Genomic DNA, 24,307 nt, shown 5'->3' with positions numbered 1-24,307 from the left:
AGAAAACCAATAAAAGACCCCAATCATTGCCGGTAAGAAGAACATATGCGACATTGCAAGGTGTCCGAGATCAAGAAAAAGCTATACAGTATTTGCCTAGAACAGGTTGAGGAAAGAATCGAAAACCTTCATACCGAAATGAGTGCTTTGAAAGAATCTGCAGAAAGCGATACTAAAAGTTCGATGGGGGATAAGTATGAGACAGGGCGAGAAATGATCAATCTAGAAAAGGGCAAAATTGATCAGCAGTTGGGCGAAGCGGTTAAGGCGAGACAGCTATTACGTTCGCTAGAACTTGATCGATCAGCAGAAATTTGTGGCCTTGGTAGCCTCGTTACGACGAGTACCGCAGCCTATTTTATAGCCACCTCAATGGGCAAGTTTTCGGTTGAAGGACAAGATTATTTTGTTATTTCCCCAATGTCACCTATCGGGCAGCAATTACTGAATAAACGAAAAGGGAATACAATTACTTTTGCAGGCAGGCAATCTGAAATAAAGTCTGTCTCTTAATATTTTAAAGCTCTTCGAAAGGTTCGTCGTCTTCTTGTTCTTCCACCACCTCTATTTTGTACAGAGAATCATCCATAAAACGAGATTCTTGTTTTACAATGTTGGCAATGCCCATCATATAAGCCACCATCATAATGCGCATTGTCCTAAGAAGGTATAGCAACAACTTTTTAACTTTTGATTTGGGCATACTCCTAATCTATCAAAAGCTGTTCCATTGAGGTAAGTTCTTAATTACCTGACACTTTGCCCTCAAAAAGTAACCAACTGTCAGGATCAAGTACTATTGTGGCAGGCTTTTCTTTCAAATCAAGCGTAAAGGCCTGTCGCTTTTCATTGACTTGAATAACATGGCGTTGGATTGTTCCATCTTTTAAAACAATGTCCATTTCTAACGGAAAATCGAATACTTCGCTTTGCTCTTGAACCACCAAAAGATTTAGAACTCCTTTTTTATATGAGTGATCAACAAAAATATTGGGTTGCCCAGCTGTATAAATCCATTGTTTAAAGAATGCATCTAAATCAGTTCCGGTAACAGTTTCAAACACCTGTTGCAAGTCTTCAGTGTATGCATTAGAAAGCGTATACTTTTTATAGTATGCCCGAATACCTTTCCAAAAAAGATCATCTCCGACTTTTCTTCTTAGCATATGCAGCACCCAGCCGCCTTTCTGATAAGAATTAGTGTTCAGTAATTTCATATAATCCGTGATTGCAGTATTAACCACTGGTACCATTTGACCTTTACTAAACGTAATGATTTGATCCCTTTGTTCTTTAACCATTTCAACAAACCGATCCCTACCATGTGTTTTTTCCATGTAAACATTGGTGAAATAGGTAGCAAAACCCTCGCTTAGCCATACATGGTGCCAGTCAGCTTCAGATGCTGAATTGCCAAACCACTGGTGAGCAATTTCATGCGCGATAAGCCCTTCAAAAGCACGTTCACCTGTAACAGAGTTCTCAAAATAAAAGATATTACTAGCGTTCTCCATTCCACCGAATTGTGTCTTGGATTGCACATTGGCCAATTTAGCATATGGATAAGGGCCAATGTTATTTATGAACCAATCTATAATGGAGTAAGCTTGGCTATAATCATAAAAGCCATTTTCTCTGTCTTGCGGGTAAACCCAAGTGGATATAGGAGCGCCATGTACTTCACCGACCTCTTCTACGGCAAACCGAGCAGCGCCCATCACCATAACTTTAGTTGGAATTACAACATCAGATCGCCAATGTGTTAAAGTTAAATCGTCCGTTAAATTTGTTCTTTCTACAAAACGCCCATTTCCAATCACTTGATAATAGTTCGGTGCAGTCACTATCCATTCTACAGTTGCTTTGTCAGAAGGGTGATCTACAGTAGGAAGCCAATGCCTACCCCTGTCTGGCCAGTTATCGCCGAAAAAAGTTCTATCGCCGTGCTTATTTTCTGCAATGACTAATCCCGTTTTAGGAATGCCCTGATAAGAGATGATCAATTTTTTAACATCACCTTTTTTGCCCTTATAATCTAGTGTAAGCCGATCGTTTTGATGCGTAAAAGATGTTTTTTGACCGTCGATTGAAATCCCATCTACATTCATCCCTTTGCCTTCTGATTCATTAATTAGGTCTAAATAGAAATCGGAAATGTCTTTATTAAACTTGATATCAATTTTAGCCACTCCTTCAATGCGGTCGTTCTGATCATTAAGCTTCAGGGCAAACTGATAATGCTGAACATCAATTTTTTCTAAGCGCTCATGATGTTTTTGAGCCATTAAGGAGGTTGAGAGTAATATAGCAAGGATTGAAAGTCTAAGTCTCATGAGGTCTCGTTTGAAAGTAATGAATGTATGAAATTAGAAGGGAGCCAACAATCTCGTTTTTATTGGGTGTCAGATTTCTCGATAAACAGGCCGAGTTAAGCAGGTAGGTCCACCACCTCCCTTAACACTGATTTCATCACCTGGATAGGTTATGACTTCGCAACCTTCGGCTTCTAGTCTAGCTGCTGTAATTGGGTTTCCCGCCACCATTAAACATTTTCTTGCCGATAGTGCTAATATATTGCAGCCCATCGAATCAAATTCTTCTTCTGGTACTTCCACAAACCTAAAGCCACGATCTAATAAAGTGTCTCTGAACGTTATTGGCATTAAAGGTGAATAGACCACAGCTAAGTCTTTATCAACTGGGCTTAAGATCGACATGAGATGAAATACGTCAGAGGAGCCTTTGTAATGTGGTAATGCTACAGAGATTACTTCTATGCCTTTCGGGTTTAGTAAAGCTTTCAGTTGGGATATGCCTTCTTCGTTGGTCCGGTAAGTATGTCCCACCGCAAGTGTCTTATCATCAAGCCATGCCACGTCTCCACCTTCCAATGTTCCAGGTGCTTTAATGGAACCAAATATCTCAAACCCTGCTGATCGATATGCCTTAGCCTGTGCCTCAGGTTCATTGATTCTTCCGCCTTTCCCCATATTACATATGATCATGCCATAGTCCGTAGCTATAGCGGCATCGCGGCAATAGATAGAATCCATCATCACATGATCATCGGCTGAAAAGAAGTTTAGCTCAATATTCTCTCTTGTGAAATTGGATTGAAATTCCTTGTATTCGGTAAGTGACTTCTGGTATATCGGCTCACCAAGGTAATTGAGCTCCTTCCATTGTGAACTTAAGATTTGCTGATTAAGGAATGCAGCGGTTACCGGTTTAATCCAAAGGGATTTGATAGTTCCATATTCCGAATGACAAGTTTTCATTGATTCTTTTTCTTTCTCCAAAAATAGATGGGTAAGCCTAAAACTACACCTCCAAAACCCCAGAGATTAGCCTCAAGCCCAGAGCCAATAAACATCCAAACTGAGAATAAAATGCCAATTATACCCAAAGCCATATTCTTCAACGTGGCAGAAAAGCCAAATTTGTTCTTTATCGAGAAATGGGTGAAGGCAGCAGCGCTCGTTATATATGACATCAATAAGGTTACAGCTGTCAATAGCAGTGCAAATGAATAGAGGTTGTTAAGTCCTTTGGATTGATTGGCTACCAATAAAAGTGTTATAATAATACTGGAAATAATAATTCCGAAACTGGGCGTATTGTTCTTATTAGTTTTCGAGAATATTTTAGGTAAGAATCCATCTGCAGCCATGGCCATAGGCAATTGGCCTTGAATTAGAATCCATCCGTTGAGGGCGCCAAATGCTGAAATACAGGCACCTGCAGCTATAAGGTAGCGCGCATTTTCTCCCAAGATATTGGCAGCCGCATCACCGTATGGCGCCACGGAAGTTGATAGTTGATCAGGAGGCAATATGCCAAATAGGGAGACTGAACTCAAAATATAAATGAGTGTAACTACCACCGTACCGAACATGGTAGCTCTCGGTATGGTTTTCTTTGGGTTTTTAATATTACCTGCTGGAATTGTGGCTGCTTCTAATCCCATAAAAGCAAAGAGACAAAAGGCTGTGGTAATAGTAATGGCTTTCAAACTAGAACTGTCACTCAGATTGAATGGCGTAAAATGTTCTACTTGAAAAAAGAAGAAACCGGCAATAGTAATCGTGAGAATAGGGACAATTTTCAGTATGGTGGAAACCAGTTGAAGTTGACCAGCACTCTTTACACTGTGACTATTGATTGCCGTTAGGAACCAGAGTGTTAAGACACAGACCAGTCCTGCTAGAAAATTATTTTCTGCCAATGCAGGGAAAAAGACACTAAGGTAACTAACGAAAGTAATGGTGATAGCTGCGTTTGAGGCCCAAACAGAAATGAGATAGCCCCAAGCCACTATAAAAGCGGTGAGGTCTCCAAATGCTACTTTACTATAAGCATATGGTCCCCCTTTTGACGGGATCACTTTTGATAACTTGCTAAATATTTGTGCTAAAATTAATGCACTTGCAGAGGCAACACCCCAACCTAACAAGCTTATTCCTCCGTATGGTGCTAAAGCTGTCGGAATAGAAAATATCCCTGAGCCAATCATTCCGCCAACTACCAAAGAGGTAGTGGTCCAAAGACCTAGCTGTTTGGATTTCTGAGGTTTTAATGACATGTAAAAAGATCAAATGAGATTGTGTATTTTGCGATAAGTGATCTAGTAAGATATCAAGAATAGTCGAACATGCCTAAATACGAAATTCACCCCCAGATTGAATATGCCGAAACAATGCCTTCTTCTTTTTATCGAAGTACTCAGGTGTTTGAAAGTTTGCGAGAAAAGGTGTTTGCGAAGTCTTGGCAATTTGTAGGTAGTGAAGATTTAGTGTCTCAAACTGGATCAGTTCATCCCTTTACATTTGAAGGTACTGAAGAACCCATGTTGCTTTGTCGAGAAGGAGAGCAGTTAAGCATCTTGTCCAATGTTTGTACACATCGCGGAAATATATTGTGTCATCATCCCGCCAAGGCAAGAAGTATTACATGTGCATATCATGGCCGTAGGTTTGGGTTAGATGGCAAGTTTCAGCACATGCCTCAATTTAAAGAAGCCAAAAACTTCCCAAGACCGGCCGATAATTTACATGAATTTCCAATATTGAAATGGGGTCCTTGGCTATTTGCATCGCTCGGTAATGCTTATGATTTTTCAGATGTAATAGATGCGATGCAACGAAAAGTTGGATTTATGCCGTTGGAAGAATTTAAGCTTTATTCTGATCGAGGTAAAGACTACCACATTAAGGCACATTGGGCACTTTATTGCGATAATTATTTAGAAGGTTTCCATATTCCATTTGTACATGCCGACCTTAACGCTGCGCTGGACTATGGGAATTATGAAACCGTACTTTTTAAGCATGCAAATCTTCAAATTGGCTATGCCGATGGTGATGAGAGTACCTTCGATTTTCCTGAAGCCCATGAAGATTTTGGCAAATCGATAGCGGCCTATTACTTCTGGATTTTTCCAAACATGATGTTCAACTTTTATCCTTGGGGACTATCAGTAAATATTGTAAGGCCTATTTCAAAAGAGGAAACAAAAGTGACCTTCATTTCCTATGTTTATGATGAAGGCAAACTAGATCTTGGTGCTGGTACAGGTCTAGACAAGGTGGAGCAAGAGGATGAAGAAGTTGTTGAAGGAGTACAATTAGGTATGAAATCCAGTGTTTATCAAACTGGTCGTTATTCTCCTGAAATGGAAAAAGGGGTTCATCATTTCCACAGACTTTTAGTGGAGTTTTTGAATGAGTAAATACTTACCGTTTCTTTTTTAGGAAATTCATATGAAAAACATTCAATTCATCTGAATTCGCTTCAATGATATCAGGTCGGCCGTCTGCGTTTAAATCAGCCACAATAATATCATAGGTATTGAATTCAAGGCCTACGCTTATTTTGGTCCATTCTTCTCCATTCTTCTCATTTAAGAATACTGAATTGGTACCCGATACATTAGCTACAATAATGTCAATATCTCCATCTAGATCAATGTCACTTGCGGTAACAGAATAAGACCTGTCTTTTCCAATATCATAAATTGTATTCTTTTTAAAGCCTAAAGTTTTATCTCCAAAATAAATGGCGTTGGCTTGTCCTATGTTGGAGGTGATAATATCCAAAATACCATCCTGATTAATATCAGCGATAGCCACCGCTCTGGTTTCATCAGTACCAGTTCCAAAGGGAATCTTTGTTGAAAAATCCAGATCGCCACCATTTAAGTAAACGGCATTTGATTGTCCATCCCTATTTGCCAAGATCAAGTCTAAGTCACCGTCACTGTCTATGTCTGCCACTTCTACATCAATAGTAGAATCATCTTTCGCGCCAAACCCTATAGGCTCAGAAAATTCACCTTTACCATTATTCAGACAAATCTCGTTTTCTTGACCTCTGTTGGTAATTAGAATGTCAATATCACCATCTTGATCAAGATCGGCAAGTGTAAGGTTTCTCGTATTGGAGTATCGTTTCCCGAAACTTGGGCCTCGTTTAAAATTCCCCATCCCATCATTGAAGTATAGCATATTAGGTGCATTATCATTGCCAACAGCTACATCTAAGTCCCCATCGCCATCAAGGTCGGCGAGTTCTGTAGCATAACTTGTTTCGCTGGTAATATCTAGTGGCTGAGAAACCGTAAATATGCCTCGACCATCATTGAAGAAAACTAGGTTTTGTAATGGCCAATGCCTGCCATTAGCGACAACCGCATCGATATCCCCATCACCATCCACATCGCCCATGCTTATAGATGCGGTTCTATCCTTCTTTGTGCCAAGTATGTAGCGGTTGCTGCTACGCAATTCAAACTCTTGGGCTTGAATAATGCCAACGGAAAACATTAGGCATATGATAAATACTTTCTTCATAGCGGTAGATTAATAAATATCAGTTAGAGCAAGTTTTTCGAAGTCAACTATAGAAGATAAGGTGATCATTTCGTCTTGATGAAAATCTGACCACTTTTCTTCGAAGACCTCATCTTCCCCTTCTTTGATTTGATCATTTATGTTGGTCTTGATCAGTTTCCTTTTCGTTAAAAAATCTAGACTTTCTATTTTGTCTACAATTGGTCCGTAATTGTTGCTTAAGACATACTTTATCAGGTTCAGGTTAGATTCGTCGAGTTTAAAGGAATACATCCAATATCCATATCGGCCATGTCCGAAATGAACATTTAAGAGCCCTTCTTTCACGTGAACGTACAGCTCTGGAGGCATGTAAACACCACCGTACTCATTTTCAGATGAAAAACAATCTAGATTTTTTACCGCAAGTTTCCACTTTTCTCCATTGCTCAAAAACACCATTATCCCACGCCGATTTCGGTCTAATACCTCGCCGTCTTCCCTCGTGAACATACCATCTTTACCGATTTTTTTGACAATGTATATGCTATCATTGATGCCATCAGCATTTAGATCACCAACTACCTTCTCGAAAATTTTATAGTCATCAGGGATAAAAGAAACCAATTCTCTTTGCGCTTTGAAAGCGTCACATCCCAGAAGGGATAAGAATAGAACGCCTATTACTAACTTTTGATAAGTTGGTTTGATGATCATTTCAAATGAAGATACACAAATTGAGAAGTAATCGACTTTGAGAAGTCAAATTTTGCCATGTATTGGAATACCAATGAGTTTTAATATCTTGTTTTCATGGAAACCAGTACAATTCTCATCCTAATAGGAATAGCATATCTGGTGGCCAACTTTGTAATCTACTTTGCCCAAGAACGTTTCCTTTTTAAGCCTGAGAAACTCCCCAAAGATTTTCAATTCAAATACCCCAATCTAAAGTTTCAAGAGTACAACCTTGAAAAAGAACCCGGGGTTAATATCAATGCCATTCACTTTCATATAGAGGAACCCAAAGGAGTAGTTATTTACCTAAAAGGAAATTCACGATCGCTTAAGGGCTGGGGGAAGTTTGCTATCGATTTTACCCGAATGGGCTACGACGTTATGATGGTAGACTACCGTGGCTTTGGAAAAAGTACAGGCAAGCGAACTGAGGATAGCATAAAGGATGATTTGCAATATGTCTATGACCAAATCAAGGAGCAGGTTGCCGAAAAATACATCATTCTTTATGGCCGATCTTTAGGTTCTGGCTTCGCCGCTAAGCTGGCATCTACTAATAACCCAAGAATGTTAGTGCTCGAATCTCCATATTATAGTTTGGCCAAAGTAACTAAGCGCTATATTCCATTTATGCCGGTATCGTTGCTCTTAAAATTCCCGATTCGAACCCATCAATGGTTGAAATATGTCGATTGTCCTATCAAGATTATCCATGGAACAAACGATAAGTTGATTCCTTTTAAAACGGCGGTATCATTGTCTAAAATCAGGTCGGAAAATACCAGACTTTACTCTGTAATAGGTGGGGGGCATAATAACCTGAATACCTTTGAAGAATACCATAGAATGATAGAAGAAGTGCTCAACTCCAAACTGCCAAAGGCGATCGACCCGGCCGAAACTAGCTTGAACTTTAAGCGAAAGAGTAAGAAACAAAAACATTAAAATTGAAACGCTTGCTGATCGTTGGTTCGTCACTTCTTCTCGTCTACTTAATAGGCGCATTGCTGCTCTATAAATTTCAAGAGCGCTTTATTTTTCTCGATGGTGAGTTAGACGAGTCTTTTGAATTCCAATTCGAAAGTGAATTCGAAGAACTGAATTTACAAGCTCCCAATGGAGGCTATTTGAATGCATTGCACTTTAAGGCCGATTCTGCCAAAGGCCTAATCCTATACTTTCATGGTAATCGTGGTGACCTCACGCGTTGGGGTGATATTGTAAACGACTATGTAAAACTCAACTATGATGTGTTGGTAATGGATTATCGTGGTTTTGGAAAAAGTCGTGGTGAGCGTTCTATGAAAATACTTCTGGAAGACGCCGAACTGTTCTATCAGTACGCTTTAAAAAAATATAATGAACAGGAGATCACACTTTATGGTAGGTCTTTAGGTACAGGTATTGCTTCATGGCTTGCGGGGAAACATCAGCCCAAAAGGTTAATACTTGAAACGCCGTATTACTCTTTGTCTGCGGTGGCACAGCGCTATTACCCAATTTACCCTTCAAAGTTAGCTTTGAGGTATAATTTTCAGAGTTATAAGTATTTAAAAACAGCAGATTGCCCGGTATACATATTTCACGGAACAGAAGATACCGTGGTGCCATATAAGTCGGCACAAAAGCTCTATAAATCATTACCCCCGGACCAGGTTTCCTTCTTCACAATCGAAGGAGGGGAGCACAAGAACTTAGCTACTTTCGATGTTTTTCAGAAGAGTTTAAAAGAAGTCCTGAGGTAACAAAGGTTCCTATTTCCCGACTTTCCCTTTCATAGATTCAAAAATCTTTTGTGAATCGAAACCGATACCATCTTTAAAGACGATTTCCATTTTTCTGATATTAGAAACATCGGCTTCAAGGTCGCCATTTATCAGCACGATGTCAGCTTGCTTCCCAACTTCAATAGAACCGACTTTATTAGCCCTTTCAAGAAATTTAGCGCCATCAAGAGATGAAATTTTTATGGCCGTGGCTAAAGAAAACCCTGCTTCAATGAATAATTCGATTACTCTTTGATTTGCATAGCCAGCAATGGTTCTACCGGCACCCGTTGGGTCTGTTCCAGCTAAAAGTTTTCCGCCTGCTTCATAAAACGATTTTTCCCAAGCCATCTGTTTCTTAAAGTCGACCAAAGATGTTGAGTCACGTCCTTGTCTTCTCTTGTGACTGGCAGTAAGACTTTTTTGAAAATCTTCGCTCATGGCTTGTAATCCACCACCAAGAACAATTTCTCTATCAGTGTAAGGCTCAAAAACAGGTAGTGTTGAAGTGATGGCAACATCTTTTTCAATCAGAAAATCCATGAGTGATTTCATCTCAGGACTGTCGGGAGAAAGCCCGCTTAGAGCCCTACCTCTTTTAAATGCAGGGCAAAAGTCCGCTATTTTATCACCTACAAAGTCGGAACTTTGAAAGAAGCCATGTTCAATATTATCAATGCCGATTTCAGCAGCTTCTCGGTAAGTAACAGAACATATATGGCCTGTCACTTTTTTGCCGACAGCGTGTGCAGCTTCAACTACTCGCCTTAAGTCTTCTTTAGTTACATTCTGATAAACTTTAAAGGAGTTAATGCCACGTTTCGACCAGTAGTTTACCATCTCGGCGGCATCATCTGAACTTTCAATTACACCTACTTCTGGCACTGGAGTTCCAGCTCTTTCAATAAATGGACTGGTTAAATCCATTTTTGGTCCTAACATTTTACCTTCTTGAATGGCTTTTCGAATATTAAGATCAGTCTGAGGTTCAATACTTCCGGCTGTTCTCATAGTTGTTACCCCTCCTGCTAGGTATAACCTCGGAAAGGTAAATGTCATTTGTGCTACGCTAAAGAACCCATCGGCTGGTTTTGGATAGAAGATATGTTCATGAAGCATTACTAAACCAGGAATTACAGTTTTTCCTGTGGCATCTACCACCTTCGTATCAGCGGGTATTTGAATATCTCTATCATTTCCAAAATGAGTAATTATACCGTCCTTGAAAATGATTGTTTGATTGGTTTTGATTGCTCCGCCAGTGCCGTCAACTACTTTGGCGTGTGTAATGGCCACTGCGCCTTCTTGCATACTTACATAAGGTTTTACGGCTCTTGAGAATTCTTGATTGTAGGCAGTAAGGGTGAATAAAGAGAGAATTGAAACAGTAAAAAATAACCTGAAATTCATAGTGTTCTGTTTAAGATGATTGGAAGATAAGCAAATCCCTTAAACTTCATGATTAGAGTTGTAATGATTGTATTAATGCTTCTTCTCTTCTAAATTCGATCAACAGCACTCTATGAAATCCATTGAAGATTTAATGCGTCAGTTTGCCCAACCCGGAAAGGTTGAAATAATCACTATTCGTCCTGAGAGAAGGGCAGCTCCTGAAATTAGAGAAAGGGTAAATGCCAAAGCATCTGTGGGCCTTGAGGGCGATCATTATGCGAGCAAGGGAGGTAAGCGACAGGTGACCATTATCGCCTTAGAGCATTTACGTGCCGCTGCTTCTATGTTGGGTAAAGAGAAAATCGACCCCTTATTAACAAGAAGAAATATTGTCACGACAGGGATTAATTTATTGGCGTTGAAGCATAAAAAGTTCCGAATTGGTGATGCAGTTTTAGAATATACTGGTGAATGTCATCCATGTTCTAGAATGGAAGAAAATTTTGGTAAGGGAGGCTACAACGCGATGAGGGGACACGGCGGTATAACATGTAAAATTATTGCCTCGGGAGAAATTGGAGTAGGAGACTCACTCGTTGTGTTAGACTAGTTTCTTATTTCAAATGCAATGATGAAGCTAAACCCTAAGGATTCGAAAACGAAAGTACCTGTACCATCCGAGTAGTCTTTTTCGCTTGTAACCGTTACAGGGTTTACAAGAAAAGAAGCCATAATAGTCGATTGATTTAAATCATCGAGTGGTTCATCATTGTCAATGAATATGAAAGCCCAATCTTCATCTGTAAGAACTTCCTGATTTGCTGGCGGTAAAGTGCCACCGGTTGGAATATCCGAAGGTTGTATATCTAGTCCATCAGTAATATTGTATGGTAAAAATGTTTCTGCGTCTGCTTTGGCAAAGCCAAACAGTAAATCTGGACCAGAGTTGTCTTCATCCCAAGGGTCACCATTTTGATCAGTAAACGGGATAGCATTTATACCCAAAGCAACCACCCAACGCTCACCAACAGTGACACTTCGCGTACTCGTTGATTGGTCGCCAGTTTCACTTGTTGCTGTAAGTGTTACTGTAAAATCTCCTGTTGAAGTATAAGTATGTACTGGATTTTCATCAGTAGATAAGGCTGAATTATCGCCAAAATTCCAAGAATAACTTACGGCATCAGTACTGTTATTGCTGAAGGTAATGTCCTCGTTGGATTCTATAAAATCACGATCTTGTGTAAATAAAGTAGTAGGGATTACCGCTGGCGCTTCATCATCTTTACATGAAAAAACTAAAGCGATTAGGGTTAAGATCAGGAATTTGTTAAGATTTTTCATAGCCTAAAATTTTTGTACGGTGTGAGGTTCAACTTAAAGACACTTTTGTTAAATGCTTTCCCTTATTCAAACGCAATGTTGAATAATAGAAACAATCTTAGATGAGATAAAACCAAATCTACTTAAAGACTGAAATCAAGGCTTTTAGTGCTGAGGAATAAAAAGTGAAATAATTTTTCAGAGATTTTGAACTATCAAAAAAATGAGACGTCTCTAGGGGCGAACATTGTTAATAAGGACAATTAAATGTCAAAACAGAATAATCCGAAACCAACCGATCTCCAGCTTTACTTTCTAGTAATGCGTGCTCAAGTTGGTGATGAAAATGCTTTTCAAGGATTGTTCTTAAAGTTTAGCAAAAGCACGTTGAGGTTTTTACAAAACCTTGTAAAAGACCAACAGGCCGAAGATTTAAATCAAGAAGTTTGGCTTACTATCTATAAACGGGTTGCTAGTTTATCAGAACCAAAAAGATTCAAAACTTGGCTTTTTCAGATCGCTAGAAATAAAGCGCTTGATTATTTCAGAAGCTCAAAAAGAGATTCGGAGTTTCAAGAGATGATGACCAAAGACCATAATGATCTGCAAGAGAGGTCAGTCGATGATGAGGTAGAATTGCTTAATAATCAAGTAGTGCATGAAGCGTTGCAGCAATTATCGACCAAATTAAGAGAAGTCTTGGTGTTGAACTTTCTTGAAGGAATGGATTATGATGAAATCGCTTTGATCACTGGCTGCTCATTAGGTACAGTCAAATCAAGGATTTATAACGGAAAACAGAAGATTAAAGAATTGATAAAAACTAAAATTGAAGAATCATGAATGAGATTAACAAAACAACAAACGACCCAGTTTGGGCGATGATTGAAAAAGAGAAGAAAAGAGACTTACTCATTAAACGCATCAGCAGAGTTGCATGGGGGGCTACCTTGTTGGTGCTATCTATCTACCTGATCATGACTTTGCAAGAATACCACAAGCTACTTGGGCTATACAGAGCCGGTGTTGTTCCTTATGATTCGTTGTCACAGACATTTATACCATTTCTTATCGTTTTTGGCTGCTTAAGTCTAGTGGTCGCTATTCTAACTACGATTGGGATGTTTCTTAGATTAAGAACAACAAGTTTATTGGAGGTACAACAGCGACTTGCCAATCTTGAACAAATGATCACTTCGGAAAAATAATAGGTCAAGTATTCGAAATGTCGATCCAAGAGTGCCTCTGGTCAGAGGGGCACTCTATTATAGTTTACCTACAATCGTCAATCGCCTTTTGAAGTATACCCATTACTTTTTCGGCATTCATACCCACTAAAGAAGCAGGGAAACCCACCTCCAAATTCGAAATAGAAAGTGTCTGCTGTGCCTCGTCGAAATGGTAGTCAGTTGAAATACCGTTTTTACTGAGGTAACCAGATGTGCCATCAAAAGCGAGGCCTTGTTCTTTCAGTTTTGACCCTAAACACTGAAAAGTGTTCGCCGAAACATTATTAAACGTCTTGTTCATCGCTTTCTAATTCAGAAACAGGTGTAAGGTTATCAGGAATTTTCTCCTCGTCGGATTTCACGTGATGAAATACTTCTAAAATTGGAGACTCTTTAATTTCTGGTACCACGAAAGTCACCAACATATTATTTAAGCTTTCGTGAATACGATCCCAAGCTATGCGAATGTCAGAAGCATGAACAATCATTAAGTTGGTTACCTTTTTTTCCTTTCCGGTGTCGGCATCGCCAACCATGTAAGAAACTTTCGCCTGGTAGAAAACATCACCTTCCGGGTATTCAAAAACGTCTATAATTTTACTTTTAGCTATACTCGTTACCTGAAATTCGCCCATTACACGTTGGCCAATCTCATCATAAATTTTAGCCTCAGCTTCAGTAAAAGAAAGCGCATCCGCCAAGTAGGTTTCAGTCACGTTTTTTACTCTTCCGTTTTCGTCTTCTTTTTGATACTTAACCTTACAGGTAAACCAGTTTTGCATAACAATAAATTTGGAATGCGAAGTTAAAATTCAATCATGAGAATGAAAGGCTTTGAACGAAAAGCCTTAGATTATTTTTGAATCATTTCTGATCTGACGTATTTCGCAGTCCATGAGTAGTGTATTTCCCTATAAAAGCGCCATTGTAGTTACTTGTTTTCCACAACAAAGCCCTTGGCTGGCCAAAGAGCTAGAAAACCTAGACTATGAAGTCCAGAGTCAAAGTATTTCTGAAGTAGAAATTTCAGGATATATGGACGATTGTATGCGATTGAACATGTACTTGCGTACCGCGAATAGGGTTTTATTTCAGATTCAACGCTTTAGAGCCAACAACGCGAACGAACTTTACAAGAAAATAAAAGCCATCCCGTGGGAAAATTATCTGGACAATGACGGATACATCTCAATTACTTCTTACGTAAGAAATGAAAGTATTACCGATGACAGGTTTGCCAATGTAAGGGTAAAGGATGCTATTGCCGATAGAATGACGGAAGTAACAGGAAAACGGCCTGATTCTGGTCCCGATCGGGACAAAACGGTAATTCATCTGTACTGGAAAGACGATAAAGTTCGTATCTATTTTGATACCTCAGGTGCTACTATTTCTAAGCATGGCTACCGAGAAATACCTTTTAAAGCACCGATGATTGAGTCTTTAGCGGCATCAACGATTATTGCATCACGTTGGGATAAAAAGAGCACTTTCGTGAATCCCATGTGCGGTAGCGGTACCCTAGCCATTGAAGCGGCACTGATGGCAATTAACAAAGCACCGGGCTTGATGCGTGAAAACTTTGGTTTCATGCACATTAAAGGATATGATCAGGAAGGCTGGGCAGGGTATCAACGACTGGCTGGTTTACAGGTGAAAGAAGCGCCCGATTTTAAGATAATCGCCACCGATCTCAGTAAAAATGCGCTTTGGGCAGCCAACCGAAATGCCAAAAAAGCAGGTGTGGCCAAGCTGATCGAATTTCAACTGTGCGACTTTAGAAAGACACCTATTCCAATAGAAACGGGTACCATTATGATGAATCCGGAGTATGGCGAAAGACTGGGAGCCGACAAAGACCTTGAAGCACTTTATGGCGAAATAGGGGATTTCTTTAAGAAAAGTTGTCAAGGATATACAGGCTTTGTATTCACTGGTAATTTAAACGTTGCCAAGCGTATAGGTTTGCGAACATCTGCCAGAACTCCATTTTTTAATGGTAGAATTGAATGTAGATTGTTGAGGTATGAATTATATCAAGGAACCAAGAAAGGGCAGGATTGAAAATTCTAAAGGCCATTGTTCATAGCTTTCCGATTAAGCTACTCCTTGTGCATATTAAGCACAACCAATTCCTTTTGCTTTATTGGGTAACGCTTTTTGCAATTGTAGATGGAAAATTCGGTAAAGCGCTTGGGCTACCTTTTCTGTTCTTAGACCCAATTTATATTGGTACTGTTGGCTTTTGGGGGTTCTTAATCATTGGGATTGCGCTGGCTGGTTTTTCCATGGCTTTTAATATTACCAGTTATATTTTAGACGGTTTTCGTTTCCCCTTCTTAGGAACGCTGCCAAGGCCATTTTCGCATTATTGCCTGAATAATGCGCTTATTCCCCTCGCATTTTTGGCATTCTATATTCATAGGGTAATTACATTTCAGCTGAATGTAGAACTCTACGAAAATGCACGAATTATAATAGCGCTGCTGGGACTGTTGTCCGGTTATATCTTAATGCTCTGTTTTCTGTTCCTATACTTTACTAGAACAAACCGCGACATTCAGAAAGTATTTTCGAGCAAATCAGTAAGAGTTGCCAAAAATCCTGCAAAAAAATATAACGCTTTTCAAAAGCTTAGAAGACTTAAAAAGAAGAAGGTAAAAGTGCTTTACTACTTCTCTTTAAAACTGAAGTTCCATTCCACCAGACGTTATGAAAAGTATTACGACCGAATAGCTATCCTAGGAATTTTCAAGCAAAATCAACGCAATGCCATCGTTGTAGAGATGTTGCTGCTAGTGGTTTTGATTGGGTTGGGCGTATTTCAATCCTCACCAATTTTCCAGATACCAGCTGCCGCATCAGCTATTTTGTTAATGACCATGATTGTAATGGCCACGGGAGCGCTGAGTTATTGGATGAGATCTTGGGTAGTGACTGCCGTGATTGGTGCGTTCATTTTGGCTAACATTTTGACGAGTGAATTTAATCTTGGCTATGAATACCCAGCTTATGGACTTGACTATTCAGGACCAAAAACTGAATATTCTCTCGATGTTGTGGATGAATTAGCGTCTGCCGAGGCAATTGCCGATTCGAAGGCTCATTGGCTTGAAATGTTGGAGAACTGGAAGAAGAAAACAGGTCAAGTAAAGCCAAGAATGACTTTGGTAGCCGTTAGCGGAGGAGGTCAGCGCTCTGCGTTATGGACCGTAAACGTGCTTCGTCACGCTGATTCAGTTACAAATGGAAACCTGATGAAGGAAACCTTCTTGATTACGGGAGCATCCGGTGGATTAATAGGGGCTGCGTTTTTTAGAGACTTGTATTGGGCAAAAAAAGACCTTCAGTCAGAAAAGCATATTGAAGAAATCGGTCAAGAACTTTTGAACCCATTGATTTTTTCACTGCTGATCAATGACATTTTTTATAAAGCCAAGAGTTTTGAATCTGGAGGACAAGTTTACAAAAAGGAGAGAGGCTATGAGTTTGAATCGAATTTATCAAAAAACTTAAATGGTCATTTAGATCTACCTATATCAGCCTATCAGAAAGCAGAGTATAATGGCGATATACCCGCCCTGCTCGTCAGCCCTTTGATCACAAATGATGGAAGAAAATTGAATATTTCTCCTCAGCCAGTCGCTTTCTTGAACCTAAGACCGAATGGAGAAAGTATAACGCAAGGGGTAGATTTTAGAGCGCTAATGAAGGGGAAGCAACCCGATAGCCTACGTTTTTTAACTGCCTTGCGAATGAGCGCCACATTCCCTTATGTTACGCCTACTATCACGCTACCAACCGATCCGCCAATTCAAATTGCCGATGCAGGTATTTCTGATAATTATGGGGTAGTGGATGCACTCGTATTTGTGAATGTATTTAAAGAATGGATTCTAGAGAATACCAGCGAAGTTGTCCTACTAACAATCCGAGATTCCGATAAAAATGAAGCACTTGGACCTGTTGAGTCTAAGAACTTTTTGGAGAGAGCGCTTTCGCCAATTCGATCGGCCTATCAGAGTTGGGATAAAGTTCAAACCATCAAAAACGATCAGTTTTTTGAAGTGACAAAGTCAGGGATGGGTAATCATTTAAGAAGATTAGAATTTGAATACATCAATGCTGAAGATGCAAGTAATAGAGCATCACTCAGTTGGCGTCTAACAGAGATAGAAAAACTCAATATCCTAAATGCCATTCATCAGAAAAAAAATCAAAAAGTCCTTTCTCGGTATTCTAAGGCTGTTTCAATTCAATAATACTGCCTAACACTTGTTAGGAAAATCACGGTTTTTAGCTAACTTTGAGCTCCGTTTTTAAATGGCAAAAACTATGCAAGAAGTAGCACCTTATAAGCCTAAGAATAAAATCAGAATAGTTACTGCAGCCTCATTATTCGATGGGCACGATGCAGCCATCAACATCATGCGAAGAATAATTCAAGCCACTGGCTGTGAAGTGATTCATTTAGGGCATGATAGAAGTGTGGAAGAGGTAGTAAATACTGCTATTCAAGAAGACGCTCAAGCAATTGCGATGACGTCTTATCAAGGTGGGCATAACGAGTACTTTAAGTATATGTATGATCTCCTTAAGGAAAAGGGGAGTGAGCATATACGCATTTTTGGCGGTGGCGGCGGTGTAATTTTGCCAGAAGAAATTAAGGAGCTGATGGACTATGGAATAACCAGAATCTATGCTCCTGACGATGGTCGTGCCATGGGCTTGCAAGGCATGATCAACGACATGGTTGAAAGGTGTGATTTTGCTACTGGTGAAAATTTAAACGGAGAGACAAAACATCTTGTTGAAAAGAATACAAAAGCTATTGCCCGCGTAATTTCTGCGGCTGAGAATTTCCCTGAAGAGTCAAAGGCTCATATTGATCAAGTGCATGATATGGCCAAGGCCATCGATACGCCGGTTTTAGGAATTACAGGAACAGGTGGTTCTGGAAAATCATCTTTAGTAGATGAACTGGTTAGAAGGTTTTTAATTGATTTTGAAGACAAAACCATTGCGATTGTTTCTGTTGATCCATCAAAAAGAAAAACAGGTGGTGCATTATTAGGTGATAGAATTCGTATGAATTCAATTAATAACGACCGCGTTTATATGCGTTCTTTAGCGACTCGCCAATCTAACTTGGCTTTGTCCAAGCACGTTCGCGAAGCTGTTCAAGTACTAAAGGCCGCACAATACGATCTTATCATTTTAGAAACTTCTGGAATTGGTCAGTCAGATACCGAAATTCTAGACCACTCGGATGTTTCATTGTATGTGATGACGCCTGAATATGGGGCAGCGACTCAGCTAGAGAAGATCGATATGCTCGATTTCGCCGATGTCATCGCGCTCAATAAATTCGATAAACGTGGCGCATTAGACGCGCTTCGTGATGTAAAGAAGCAATTCCAGCGTAACCACGGTCTTTGGACGGCCAATGTTGACGAAATGCCAGTTTATGGCACCATCGCTAGCCAATTCAACGATCCGGGAATGAACTCACTATATAAAGTGATCATGGATAAAGTGGTTGATAGAACAGGTGCGGAACTTAATTCTACTTTCGAGATCACTAATGAGATGTCTGAAAAGATATTTGTGATTCCACCAAAGAGAACTAGATACCTTTCAGAAATATCAGAAAGCAATAGGTCTTATGATGAAATTGCCCTTACACAAGCGGAAGTGGCAGATAAATTATACGGACTTCACCGATCAATAGAAACAATCAAAAGTGCTAACCTTGAAGACCGCGATCGTCTGGTTAAAGGTTTGCAAGAGTCATTCGAGCAAGTAAAACTCGATCTTGATCCGCGCAATTGGCAACTGATTGAACAGTGGGAAACTAAGAAAAAGAAATATACTGATCCTGTCTACACCTTTAAGGTACGTGATAAAGAGATCAACATTCAGACACATTCTGAATCACTTTCACACACTCAAATTCCAAAAGTATCGCTACCAAAGTTTAGAAGTTGGGGCGATATCTTAAGATGGTCTTTGCAAGAGAATGTGCCAGGTGAATTTCCATTTACAGCAGGAATTTATCCTTTCAAAAGAGAAGGGGAAGATCCTACAAGAATGTTTGCAGGGGAAGGTGGCCCAGAAAGAACCAATAGAAGGTTTCACTATGTAAGTTTAGGAATGCCAGCGGCTAGGTTATCAACCGCATTTGATTCTGTCACGCTTTATGGAAATGACCCAGATCATCGCCCAGATATTTATGGTAAAATCGGTAATGCCGGTGTAAGTATTTGCTGTTTAGATGACGCTAAGAAACTGTACTCTGGATTTGATTTATCAAACCCAACCACGTCTGTTTCTATGACAATCAATGGTCCTGCGCCGATGTTGCTAGGCTTCTTTATGAATGCCGCCATCGATCAGCAGTGTGAAATTTACATTAAGGAGAATGGCCTTGAAAAAGAGGTTGAAGCTAAGATTGAAAAAATATATAAAGCCAAAGGCGTAGCCAGACCGCAATATCAGGGTGATTTACCTGAAGGAAATGATGGTTTAGGTTTAATGTTACTCGGTGTAACTGGAGACCAAGTGTTACCTGCCGAAGTTTACGAACCTATTAAAGCCAAAACGCTTTCAGTAGTTCGAGGTACCGTTCAAGCCGATATTTTAAAAGAAGATCAGGCACAGAATACGTGTATTTTCTCTACAGAATTTGCCCTTCGTTTAATGGGCGATGTTCAGCAATACTTTATCGAAAAAGCAGTAAGGAATTTCTATTCTGTTTCCATTTCAGGGTATCATATCGCAGAAGCTGGTGCCAACCCAATTACTCAGTTGGCCTTTACTTTATCAAACGGATTTACTTACGTAGAATACTATTTAAGCCGAGGCATGGACATCAATGCATTCGGTCCTAACCTTTCTTTCTTCTTTTCAAACGGTATCGATCCAGAATATGCGGTAATCGGACGTGTGGCTAGAAGAATATGGGCTAAAGCCTTGAAGAATAAGTATGGTGCCAACTCAAGAGCGCAAATGCTTAAGTATCATATCCAAACTTCGGGTAGATCACTTCATGCGCAAGAGATCGATTTCAACGATATCAGAACTACGCTTCAGGCACTTTATGCGATTTATGATAACTGTAATTCGCTGCATACCAATGCTTATGACGAAGCGATTACTACACCAACTGAAGAGTCGGTGAGAAGAGCAATGGCCATTCAGTTGATCATTAACAAGGAGCTTGGTTTGGCTAAAAATGAGAACCCAATGCAGGGCTCATTTATTACGGAAGAACTGACGGATTTGGTGGAAGAAGCTGTTTTAATGGAATTCGATCGAATCACTGAAAGAGGTGGTGTGCTTGGTGCCATGGAAACTATGTATCAGCGCAGCAAGATTCAAGAAGAGTCACTTTACTACGAGACGCTGAAGCATACGGGTGAATTTCCGATTATTGGTGTAAATACATTCCTAAGCTCTAAAGGTTCTCCTACTGTGTTGCCGAAAGAAGTAATTCGGGCGACAACGGAAGAGAAAGAGTACCAAATTACTATGCTCGGCGATCTGCATAAAGGAAATGAGCCAAAGCAAAAGGAGATCATTAAACGACTTCAGAAAGCAGCTATACAAAATGACAACCTGTTTGAAGAATTAATGGAAGCTTGTAAATACTGCTCTTTAGGTCAGATCACGAGCGCACTCTTTGAAGTAGGCGGCCAGTATAGAAGGAATATGTAAGGTTTTAAAGTGTTTTTGCGTAGTCAATGAGCTACCCTTGAACATCCTGTTTTATAGTGAGGTATAATTAGTGCCTGCGCCAGCACCGTGTTTCTCTATTAGTTTAGCCTCGAGAAGTTGCCCTAGAATCCTCTTTACTGTGGGATTAGGTATTTCTAAGCGTTTAGCAATTTCACCCGATTTAGTACCAGGTCGTTCACTGATTATGGTAATGATAGCCTTTTCTCGTGGGGAAAGCCCAGCCATAATACCTTGTCTGCTAAGCTTTTTCATGAGTTGATTTTGTACCTTGATTAAAGCATTAAAAAAGAAGTGAATCCATGCTGTTATATCTTCATGTGGTCGCTGTGCCTGACATGACCTGAGTGTTTGGTAGTACTTATTTTTTTGAAATTCAATTTCATGCTCTAAACTAACGTACTGTATCCAATTGTAGCCCTCTTTGAGCAATGCCAGTGTTGAGAGTAATCGACTCATTCTGCCATTTCCATCTTGAAAAGGGTGAATGCTGACAAATTCGTAGGCAAGCAGCGCACACTTTATTAAGGTAGGCGTGTCTTTATCCTTTTTATACCAATTCACTAAATCACCCATGGCATCTTGCGTAGGAAAGCCTGGGTCAGGAGTTCTAAAAATAACTTGTTTATTCCCGTCTGGAAGTTTCGCCTCTACAGCGTTACTATGCTGTTTGTAATCGCCACGATGCCACTTATCTTTTTCGCTGTAGCGTAAAAGCGTTTTATGTAAGTTCTTTATTCCGTTTTCTGTTAATGGAATATGCTTAAATGAATCTGAGATAAGGTCGAGTACATCGAAATAACCAGCAACCTCTTGAGAGTCTCTGTCTGTCAGTTTCGAAACATCGATGTTTTTAAGCAGTACGTCAACTTCTTTATCCGACATTTTAGAGCCTTCTATTCTCGTAGAGGCACCTACACTTCGTATGGTCGCAATAGACTTAAGTTCTCGTAAGCTATTACCTTCTCTTTTTTCAATAGATGACCAGGAGGCGTCAAATCGATCAATTTGACTCACAAGGCGCATTAGGTGCCAATTGAGGTCAATTTTGAAGGTATAGACTTCCGTGATCATATATTGAATGTACGAAAAATTATTATAAATGATACGATATGATACGATTATATACGATAATGATACGATCGGTAGTGATACGATTTGATACGAAAAAATGCAATAATGATACGATTGACTACTTTCTCAAGATTGGCTTTTAAGCTTAAACGCTGTTCATAATAGAATGAAAAGGGTATACATTAAAATCGATTGATTTCATTCAGTGTACAGAAGCAATTTTCTTTAGCTGATTAAGCTTTCTAAGTAATGGTGTGAAATGCCGAATTGAGATTTCAGTTTTTCAACTTCGCCTAAGTATTGCTGTGGGTTTGGGTTTTGTTTTTTCTTCTCACCCACGATCATCAAGTTTTTGCCAGTGTGTTCGGTAGATATAAATTCGAAAACCTTTGTTTTGTAGCCATTAGCCTCCATAATCAAGGCCCTGATGGCATCTGTAACAATTTCCGCCTGGCGTTCTTTAAGAATTCCATGCTGTAAAACACTATCAAGTTCATCGTTCACCAACATTGATTTTCGAACTTGTTTGTGGCAACAAGGCGCACAGATAATCAGCTCAGCCTCGGCTGCCATTCCTTTGGCAATTGCATCGTCAGTGGCGGTATCACAAGCATGGAGGGCGATGAGAATATTGGTTTTATCGAGCGAAAAATCTGCGATATAACCCAGCTGGAAGTCGAGATTTTCAAAATTAACGGCTTTCGCAATCCGGTTACACTTATCGATTAGATCTTGACGAACCTCAACACCAGTTATTGTAGTAGGTAGTTTCAGTTGGGTCGATAAATAGTCGTAAAGAGCAAAAGTTAGATAACCTTTTCCAGAGCCCATGTCCACTACTTTTACAGGTTTATCTGTCGTGTTTAATTCACTGTTTTTAATTAGGCTTTCAATTACCTCAACAAACTTATTTATCTGCTTGAACTTGTCGCCTTTATCCTTCAGAACTCGACCATTTTTATCCAAAACGCCAAGTTGTTTTAAATATTCAGTGTCTTGAATCAAGTGCTTTTTCTCCTTGTCATGACCTCGGCTGGGAGTAGTTTTAAAAGAAGGCTTAGTGCTTCTTAACCTACTTTTCGACCCATTTCTTTCATATTGAAAGTCTGCCTTAACTGTGAAAAGGTTAGCAATTTGAAAGTCATTTTCAATTAGAGGTTTAAGGGAGTTAAATGCCTCTTTAATCTTGAAGTTTTTTGTAACGTCGTTCGTTTTATGTCGATAAACAAACGATAAGTGTGCCTCTCTTTTTATAAATGCTAAGGAGATGATCACTTTTTTTAATGTTCCTGCGCTGTCAACTGGTTTGCTGAGTGTTAGCCTAACAAAGGAATCGTTATCGATACTTGATTGAAATTCGGTTAATAACTCCGCTTCTTTTGACATACATCTTTACTTACTTCCGCAAAGATACATTTCTGCGGATGTTTTACAGCAAAATAAATGAAAGCCATCCTTTCTCTGAAGTATTAAGCTTCCGGCTGGGTATTATGATTTTGAATTGTAAAATTCTTGACTGATTCAGGAGTAGGTAGGCCTGGCTTGCAATCTTTATTGCGTACAATATTGCCAGGTATTGTATCGATTTCCAATACTCCAGCCCAAACATCTAAGTCATGATCAGCCACTTCATCGCTGGCTCCCACGTCGCGAATTTTGGCAGAAGCTTCTTCAATGTCTATGGCAACTACTAACGTTCCATTTAGCTCTTTTTCATTGGGGATTCTAGCTTCACTCCATCGGCCGGGAATAATGTTTTCCGTAATAATTTCAAGTGCATCCATTTTCTCATTGCGATCTTCTATTAGATGTGCTTTGCCAAATACGGTGACCGATCTATAATTGACTGAGTGATGAAAAACTGATCTGGCTAATACTAGTCCATCCATATGGCTTACTGTTAAACTGGCTAGTTCTTGGTCTAATAATGAAAGCAACATTCGATTCTTATTCGATCCGTGAATCAAAATTTGACTTCCTTTTCGGCCGTAGGCGGTAGGAATCACGATGGAAGTATTGCCATGAATGTAGGGAACGTAGCATATGAAGTGTGAGTCTAAAATGCTATTGATTTGATCTTTGTCGTAGGAAGCTCTTTTAGAGCCTCTAATCACTTTATTCAACTGGGTTTTTTCGAATTCTGACATCTTTTGAGTTTTTGATCAAACGAATATGTCATTAAATTGGACTATCATAATCATCCAGTTGTAAATACTATAGTAGT

The 24,307-nt window shown here is 39.6% G+C and carries 23 protein-coding genes; 10 read left to right on the top strand and 13 right to left on the bottom strand.

Features of this window, described 5'->3' with window-relative positions; genetic code table 11:
• Window positions 1-45: 45 nt before the first annotated feature.
• Window positions 46-513, top strand: a complete 468-nt coding sequence (locus tag JXQ92_RS01095) for a 3-oxoacyl-ACP synthase (RefSeq protein WP_421984733.1) — start codon at window positions 46-48, stop codon at window positions 511-513.
• A 4-nt stretch (window positions 514-517) separates the two neighbouring features.
• Here the strand turns inward: JXQ92_RS01095 and JXQ92_RS01090 are convergent, their stop codons facing one another.
• The 4 genes from JXQ92_RS01090 to JXQ92_RS01075 all read right to left on the bottom strand — a co-directional run bounded on the left by JXQ92_RS01090 (window position 518) and on the right by JXQ92_RS01075 (window position 4,582).
• Complete coding sequence (locus JXQ92_RS01090) at window positions 518-703, bottom strand: hypothetical protein (protein WP_421984732.1); 186 nt, start codon at window positions 701-703, stop codon at window positions 518-520.
• Between the two features lie 40 nt (window positions 704-743).
• Window positions 744-2,333, bottom strand: coding sequence for a M1 family metallopeptidase (locus tag JXQ92_RS01085; protein ID WP_421984731.1), 1,590 nt, complete (start codon window positions 2,331-2,333; stop codon window positions 744-746).
• Between the two features lie 69 nt (window positions 2,334-2,402).
• Complete coding sequence (locus tag JXQ92_RS01080; protein ID WP_421984730.1) at window positions 2,403-3,278, bottom strand: dimethylarginine dimethylaminohydrolase family protein; 876 nt, start codon at window positions 3,276-3,278, stop codon at window positions 2,403-2,405.
• Window positions 3,275-4,582 (bottom strand): amino acid permease, encoded by a 1,308-nt coding sequence (locus JXQ92_RS01075; RefSeq protein WP_421984729.1) that lies wholly within the window; start codon window positions 4,580-4,582, stop codon window positions 3,275-3,277. The genes JXQ92_RS01080 and JXQ92_RS01075 overlap by 4 nt, the downstream gene beginning before the upstream one ends.
• 69 nt (window positions 4,583-4,651) lie before the next feature.
• Between JXQ92_RS01075 and JXQ92_RS01070 the strand changes: the two genes are divergently transcribed.
• Window positions 4,652-5,728, top strand: a complete 1,077-nt coding sequence (locus JXQ92_RS01070) for an aromatic ring-hydroxylating oxygenase subunit alpha (protein ID WP_421984728.1) — start codon at window positions 4,652-4,654, stop codon at window positions 5,726-5,728.
• A 4-nt stretch (window positions 5,729-5,732) separates the two neighbouring features.
• On the opposite strand, the gene JXQ92_RS01065 is transcribed toward JXQ92_RS01070, so the two are convergent.
• Together JXQ92_RS01065 and JXQ92_RS01060 are read right to left on the bottom strand one after the other, a co-directional pair.
• Window positions 5,733-6,848, bottom strand: coding sequence for an FG-GAP repeat domain-containing protein (locus tag JXQ92_RS01065; RefSeq protein ID WP_421984727.1), 1,116 nt, complete (start codon window positions 6,846-6,848; stop codon window positions 5,733-5,735).
• Between the two features lie 9 nt (window positions 6,849-6,857).
• On the bottom strand, window positions 6,858-7,544 hold the full coding sequence (locus tag JXQ92_RS01060; protein WP_421984726.1) for a hypothetical protein: 687 nt from the start codon (window positions 7,542-7,544) through the stop codon (window positions 6,858-6,860).
• A 96-nt stretch (window positions 7,545-7,640) separates the two neighbouring features.
• On the opposite strand from JXQ92_RS01060, the gene JXQ92_RS01055 reads away from it, so the two are divergent.
• Together JXQ92_RS01055 and JXQ92_RS01050 are read left to right on the top strand one after the other, a co-directional pair.
• On the top strand, window positions 7,641-8,510 hold the full coding sequence (locus JXQ92_RS01055) for an alpha/beta hydrolase (protein WP_421984725.1): 870 nt from the start codon (window positions 7,641-7,643) through the stop codon (window positions 8,508-8,510).
• 2 nt (window positions 8,511-8,512) lie between these two features.
• On the top strand, window positions 8,513-9,310 hold the full coding sequence (locus JXQ92_RS01050; RefSeq protein ID WP_421984724.1) for an alpha/beta hydrolase: 798 nt from the start codon (window positions 8,513-8,515) through the stop codon (window positions 9,308-9,310).
• 9 nt (window positions 9,311-9,319) lie between these two features.
• On the opposite strand, the gene JXQ92_RS01045 is transcribed toward JXQ92_RS01050, so the two are convergent.
• A complete protein-coding gene (locus JXQ92_RS01045) occupies window positions 9,320-10,741 on the bottom strand; it encodes an amidohydrolase family protein (protein ID WP_421984723.1) in 1,422 nt (473 codons plus the stop codon).
• 112 nt (window positions 10,742-10,853) lie between these two features.
• On the opposite strand from JXQ92_RS01045, the gene JXQ92_RS01040 reads away from it, so the two are divergent.
• Entirely contained in the window at window positions 10,854-11,333 is a 480-nt protein-coding gene (locus JXQ92_RS01040) for an MOSC domain-containing protein (protein ID WP_421984722.1), read from the top strand.
• Here JXQ92_RS01040 and JXQ92_RS01035 read toward each other — a convergent pair.
• Window positions 11,330-12,067: a PKD domain-containing protein gene (locus JXQ92_RS01035; RefSeq protein ID WP_421984721.1), complete on the bottom strand. Its 738-nt coding sequence runs from the start codon at window positions 12,065-12,067 to the stop codon at window positions 11,330-11,332. The two genes, JXQ92_RS01040 and JXQ92_RS01035, sit on opposite strands and share 4 nt — an antisense overlap.
• Before the next feature lie 246 nt (window positions 12,068-12,313).
• Between JXQ92_RS01035 and JXQ92_RS01030 the strand changes: the two genes are divergently transcribed.
• Window positions 12,314-12,889 carry an RNA polymerase sigma factor gene (locus tag JXQ92_RS01030; protein WP_421984720.1) on the top strand — a complete coding sequence of 192 codons (576 nt, stop codon included), beginning with the start codon at window positions 12,314-12,316 and terminating at the stop codon, window positions 12,887-12,889.
• Window positions 12,886-13,254, top strand: coding sequence for a hypothetical protein (locus tag JXQ92_RS01025; RefSeq protein ID WP_421984719.1), 369 nt, complete (start codon window positions 12,886-12,888; stop codon window positions 13,252-13,254). The genes JXQ92_RS01030 and JXQ92_RS01025 overlap by 4 nt, the downstream gene beginning before the upstream one ends.
• A 64-nt stretch (window positions 13,255-13,318) precedes the next feature.
• Here the strand turns inward: JXQ92_RS01025 and JXQ92_RS01020 are convergent, their stop codons facing one another.
• Together JXQ92_RS01020 and JXQ92_RS01015 are read right to left on the bottom strand one after the other, a co-directional pair.
• Window positions 13,319-13,576, bottom strand: a complete 258-nt coding sequence (locus JXQ92_RS01020; RefSeq protein WP_421984718.1) for a hypothetical protein — start codon at window positions 13,574-13,576, stop codon at window positions 13,319-13,321.
• Window positions 13,560-14,057 (bottom strand): DUF4494 domain-containing protein, encoded by a 498-nt coding sequence (locus tag JXQ92_RS01015; protein WP_421984717.1) that lies wholly within the window; start codon window positions 14,055-14,057, stop codon window positions 13,560-13,562. Before JXQ92_RS01015 ends, JXQ92_RS01020 begins: the two co-directional genes overlap by 17 nt.
• 112 nt (window positions 14,058-14,169) lie before the next feature.
• On the opposite strand from JXQ92_RS01015, the gene JXQ92_RS01010 reads away from it, so the two are divergent.
• The 3 genes from JXQ92_RS01010 (at window position 14,170) to JXQ92_RS01000 (ending at window position 20,991) form a co-directional block, all read left to right on the top strand.
• A complete protein-coding gene (locus JXQ92_RS01010; RefSeq protein ID WP_421984716.1) occupies window positions 14,170-15,339 on the top strand; it encodes a THUMP domain-containing class I SAM-dependent RNA methyltransferase in 1,170 nt (389 codons plus the stop codon).
• Window positions 15,336-17,537 carry a patatin-like phospholipase family protein gene (locus JXQ92_RS01005; RefSeq protein WP_421984715.1) on the top strand — a complete coding sequence of 734 codons (2,202 nt, stop codon included), beginning with the start codon at window positions 15,336-15,338 and terminating at the stop codon, window positions 17,535-17,537. Before JXQ92_RS01010 ends, JXQ92_RS01005 begins: the two co-directional genes overlap by 4 nt.
• Before the next feature lie 73 nt (window positions 17,538-17,610).
• Window positions 17,611-20,991: a methylmalonyl-CoA mutase family protein gene (locus tag JXQ92_RS01000; protein WP_421984714.1), complete on the top strand. Its 3,381-nt coding sequence runs from the start codon at window positions 17,611-17,613 to the stop codon at window positions 20,989-20,991.
• Between the two features lie 51 nt (window positions 20,992-21,042).
• Here JXQ92_RS01000 and JXQ92_RS00995 read toward each other — a convergent pair whose 3' ends face one another.
• From JXQ92_RS00995 to JXQ92_RS00985, 3 genes are all read right to left on the bottom strand, one after another.
• Complete coding sequence (locus JXQ92_RS00995) at window positions 21,043-22,083, bottom strand: Fic family protein (RefSeq protein WP_421984713.1); 1,041 nt, start codon at window positions 22,081-22,083, stop codon at window positions 21,043-21,045.
• Window positions 22,084-22,308: 225 nt separating this feature from the next.
• Window positions 22,309-23,469: a class I SAM-dependent methyltransferase gene (locus JXQ92_RS00990; protein ID WP_421984712.1), complete on the bottom strand. Its 1,161-nt coding sequence runs from the start codon at window positions 23,467-23,469 to the stop codon at window positions 22,309-22,311.
• 83 nt (window positions 23,470-23,552) lie between these two features.
• Window positions 23,553-24,230, bottom strand: a complete 678-nt coding sequence (locus tag JXQ92_RS00985; RefSeq protein WP_421984711.1) for a pyridoxamine 5'-phosphate oxidase family protein — start codon at window positions 24,228-24,230, stop codon at window positions 23,553-23,555.
• Window positions 24,231-24,307: the final 77 nt, after the last annotated feature.

Origin of the sequence: Roseivirga sp. (assembly GCF_049099775.1) — a bacterium.
In the GTDB taxonomy this organism is placed as follows: Bacteria; Bacteroidota; Bacteroidia; order Cytophagales; family Cyclobacteriaceae; genus Roseivirga.
Note: the sequence above shows the minus strand (reverse complement) of the source record. Positions and strands in the feature narration are given on the sequence as shown.

Bases quoted from the DNA above. Each gene is read 5' to 3' on its own strand.
- JXQ92_RS01030 (WP_421984720.1), top strand. From the start codon at position 12,314: ATGTCAAAACAGAATAATCCGAAACCAACCGATCTCCAGCTTTACTTT.
- JXQ92_RS01060 (WP_421984726.1), bottom strand. From the start codon at position 7,544: ATGATCATCAAACCAACTTATCAAAAGTTAGTAATAGGCGTTCTATTC.
- JXQ92_RS01055 (WP_421984725.1), top strand. From the start codon at position 7,641: ATGGAAACCAGTACAATTCTCATCCTAATAGGAATAGCATATCTGGTG.
- JXQ92_RS00995 (WP_421984713.1), bottom strand. From the start codon at position 22,083: ATGATCACGGAAGTCTATACCTTCAAAATTGACCTCAATTGGCACCTA.
- JXQ92_RS01090 (WP_421984732.1), bottom strand. From the start codon at position 703: ATGCCCAAATCAAAAGTTAAAAAGTTGTTGCTATACCTTCTTAGGACA.
- JXQ92_RS01045 (WP_421984723.1), bottom strand. From the start codon at position 10,741: ATGAATTTCAGGTTATTTTTTACTGTTTCAATTCTCTCTTTATTCACC.
- JXQ92_RS01000 (WP_421984714.1), top strand. From the start codon at position 17,611: ATGCAAGAAGTAGCACCTTATAAGCCTAAGAATAAAATCAGAATAGTT.
- JXQ92_RS01075 (WP_421984729.1), bottom strand. From the start codon at position 4,582: ATGTCATTAAAACCTCAGAAATCCAAACAGCTAGGTCTTTGGACCACT.
- JXQ92_RS01085 (WP_421984731.1), bottom strand. From the start codon at position 2,333: ATGAGACTTAGACTTTCAATCCTTGCTATATTACTCTCAACCTCCTTA.
- JXQ92_RS01035 (WP_421984721.1), bottom strand. From the start codon at position 12,067: ATGAAAAATCTTAACAAATTCCTGATCTTAACCCTAATCGCTTTAGTT.
- JXQ92_RS01070 (WP_421984728.1), top strand. From the start codon at position 4,652: ATGCCTAAATACGAAATTCACCCCCAGATTGAATATGCCGAAACAATG.
- JXQ92_RS01065 (WP_421984727.1), bottom strand. From the start codon at position 6,848: ATGAAGAAAGTATTTATCATATGCCTAATGTTTTCCGTTGGCATTATT.
- JXQ92_RS00990 (WP_421984712.1), bottom strand. From the start codon at position 23,469: ATGTCAAAAGAAGCGGAGTTATTAACCGAATTTCAATCAAGTATCGAT.
- JXQ92_RS01080 (WP_421984730.1), bottom strand. From the start codon at position 3,278: ATGAAAACTTGTCATTCGGAATATGGAACTATCAAATCCCTTTGGATT.
- JXQ92_RS01095 (WP_421984733.1), top strand. From the start codon at position 46: ATGCGACATTGCAAGGTGTCCGAGATCAAGAAAAAGCTATACAGTATT.
- JXQ92_RS01025 (WP_421984719.1), top strand. From the start codon at position 12,886: ATGAATGAGATTAACAAAACAACAAACGACCCAGTTTGGGCGATGATT.
- JXQ92_RS01010 (WP_421984716.1), top strand. From the start codon at position 14,170: ATGAGTAGTGTATTTCCCTATAAAAGCGCCATTGTAGTTACTTGTTTT.
- JXQ92_RS01040 (WP_421984722.1), top strand. From the start codon at position 10,854: ATGAAATCCATTGAAGATTTAATGCGTCAGTTTGCCCAACCCGGAAAG.
- JXQ92_RS00985 (WP_421984711.1), bottom strand. From the start codon at position 24,230: ATGTCAGAATTCGAAAAAACCCAGTTGAATAAAGTGATTAGAGGCTCT.
- JXQ92_RS01015 (WP_421984717.1), bottom strand. From the start codon at position 14,057: ATGCAAAACTGGTTTACCTGTAAGGTTAAGTATCAAAAAGAAGACGAA.
- JXQ92_RS01020 (WP_421984718.1), bottom strand. From the start codon at position 13,576: ATGAACAAGACGTTTAATAATGTTTCGGCGAACACTTTTCAGTGTTTA.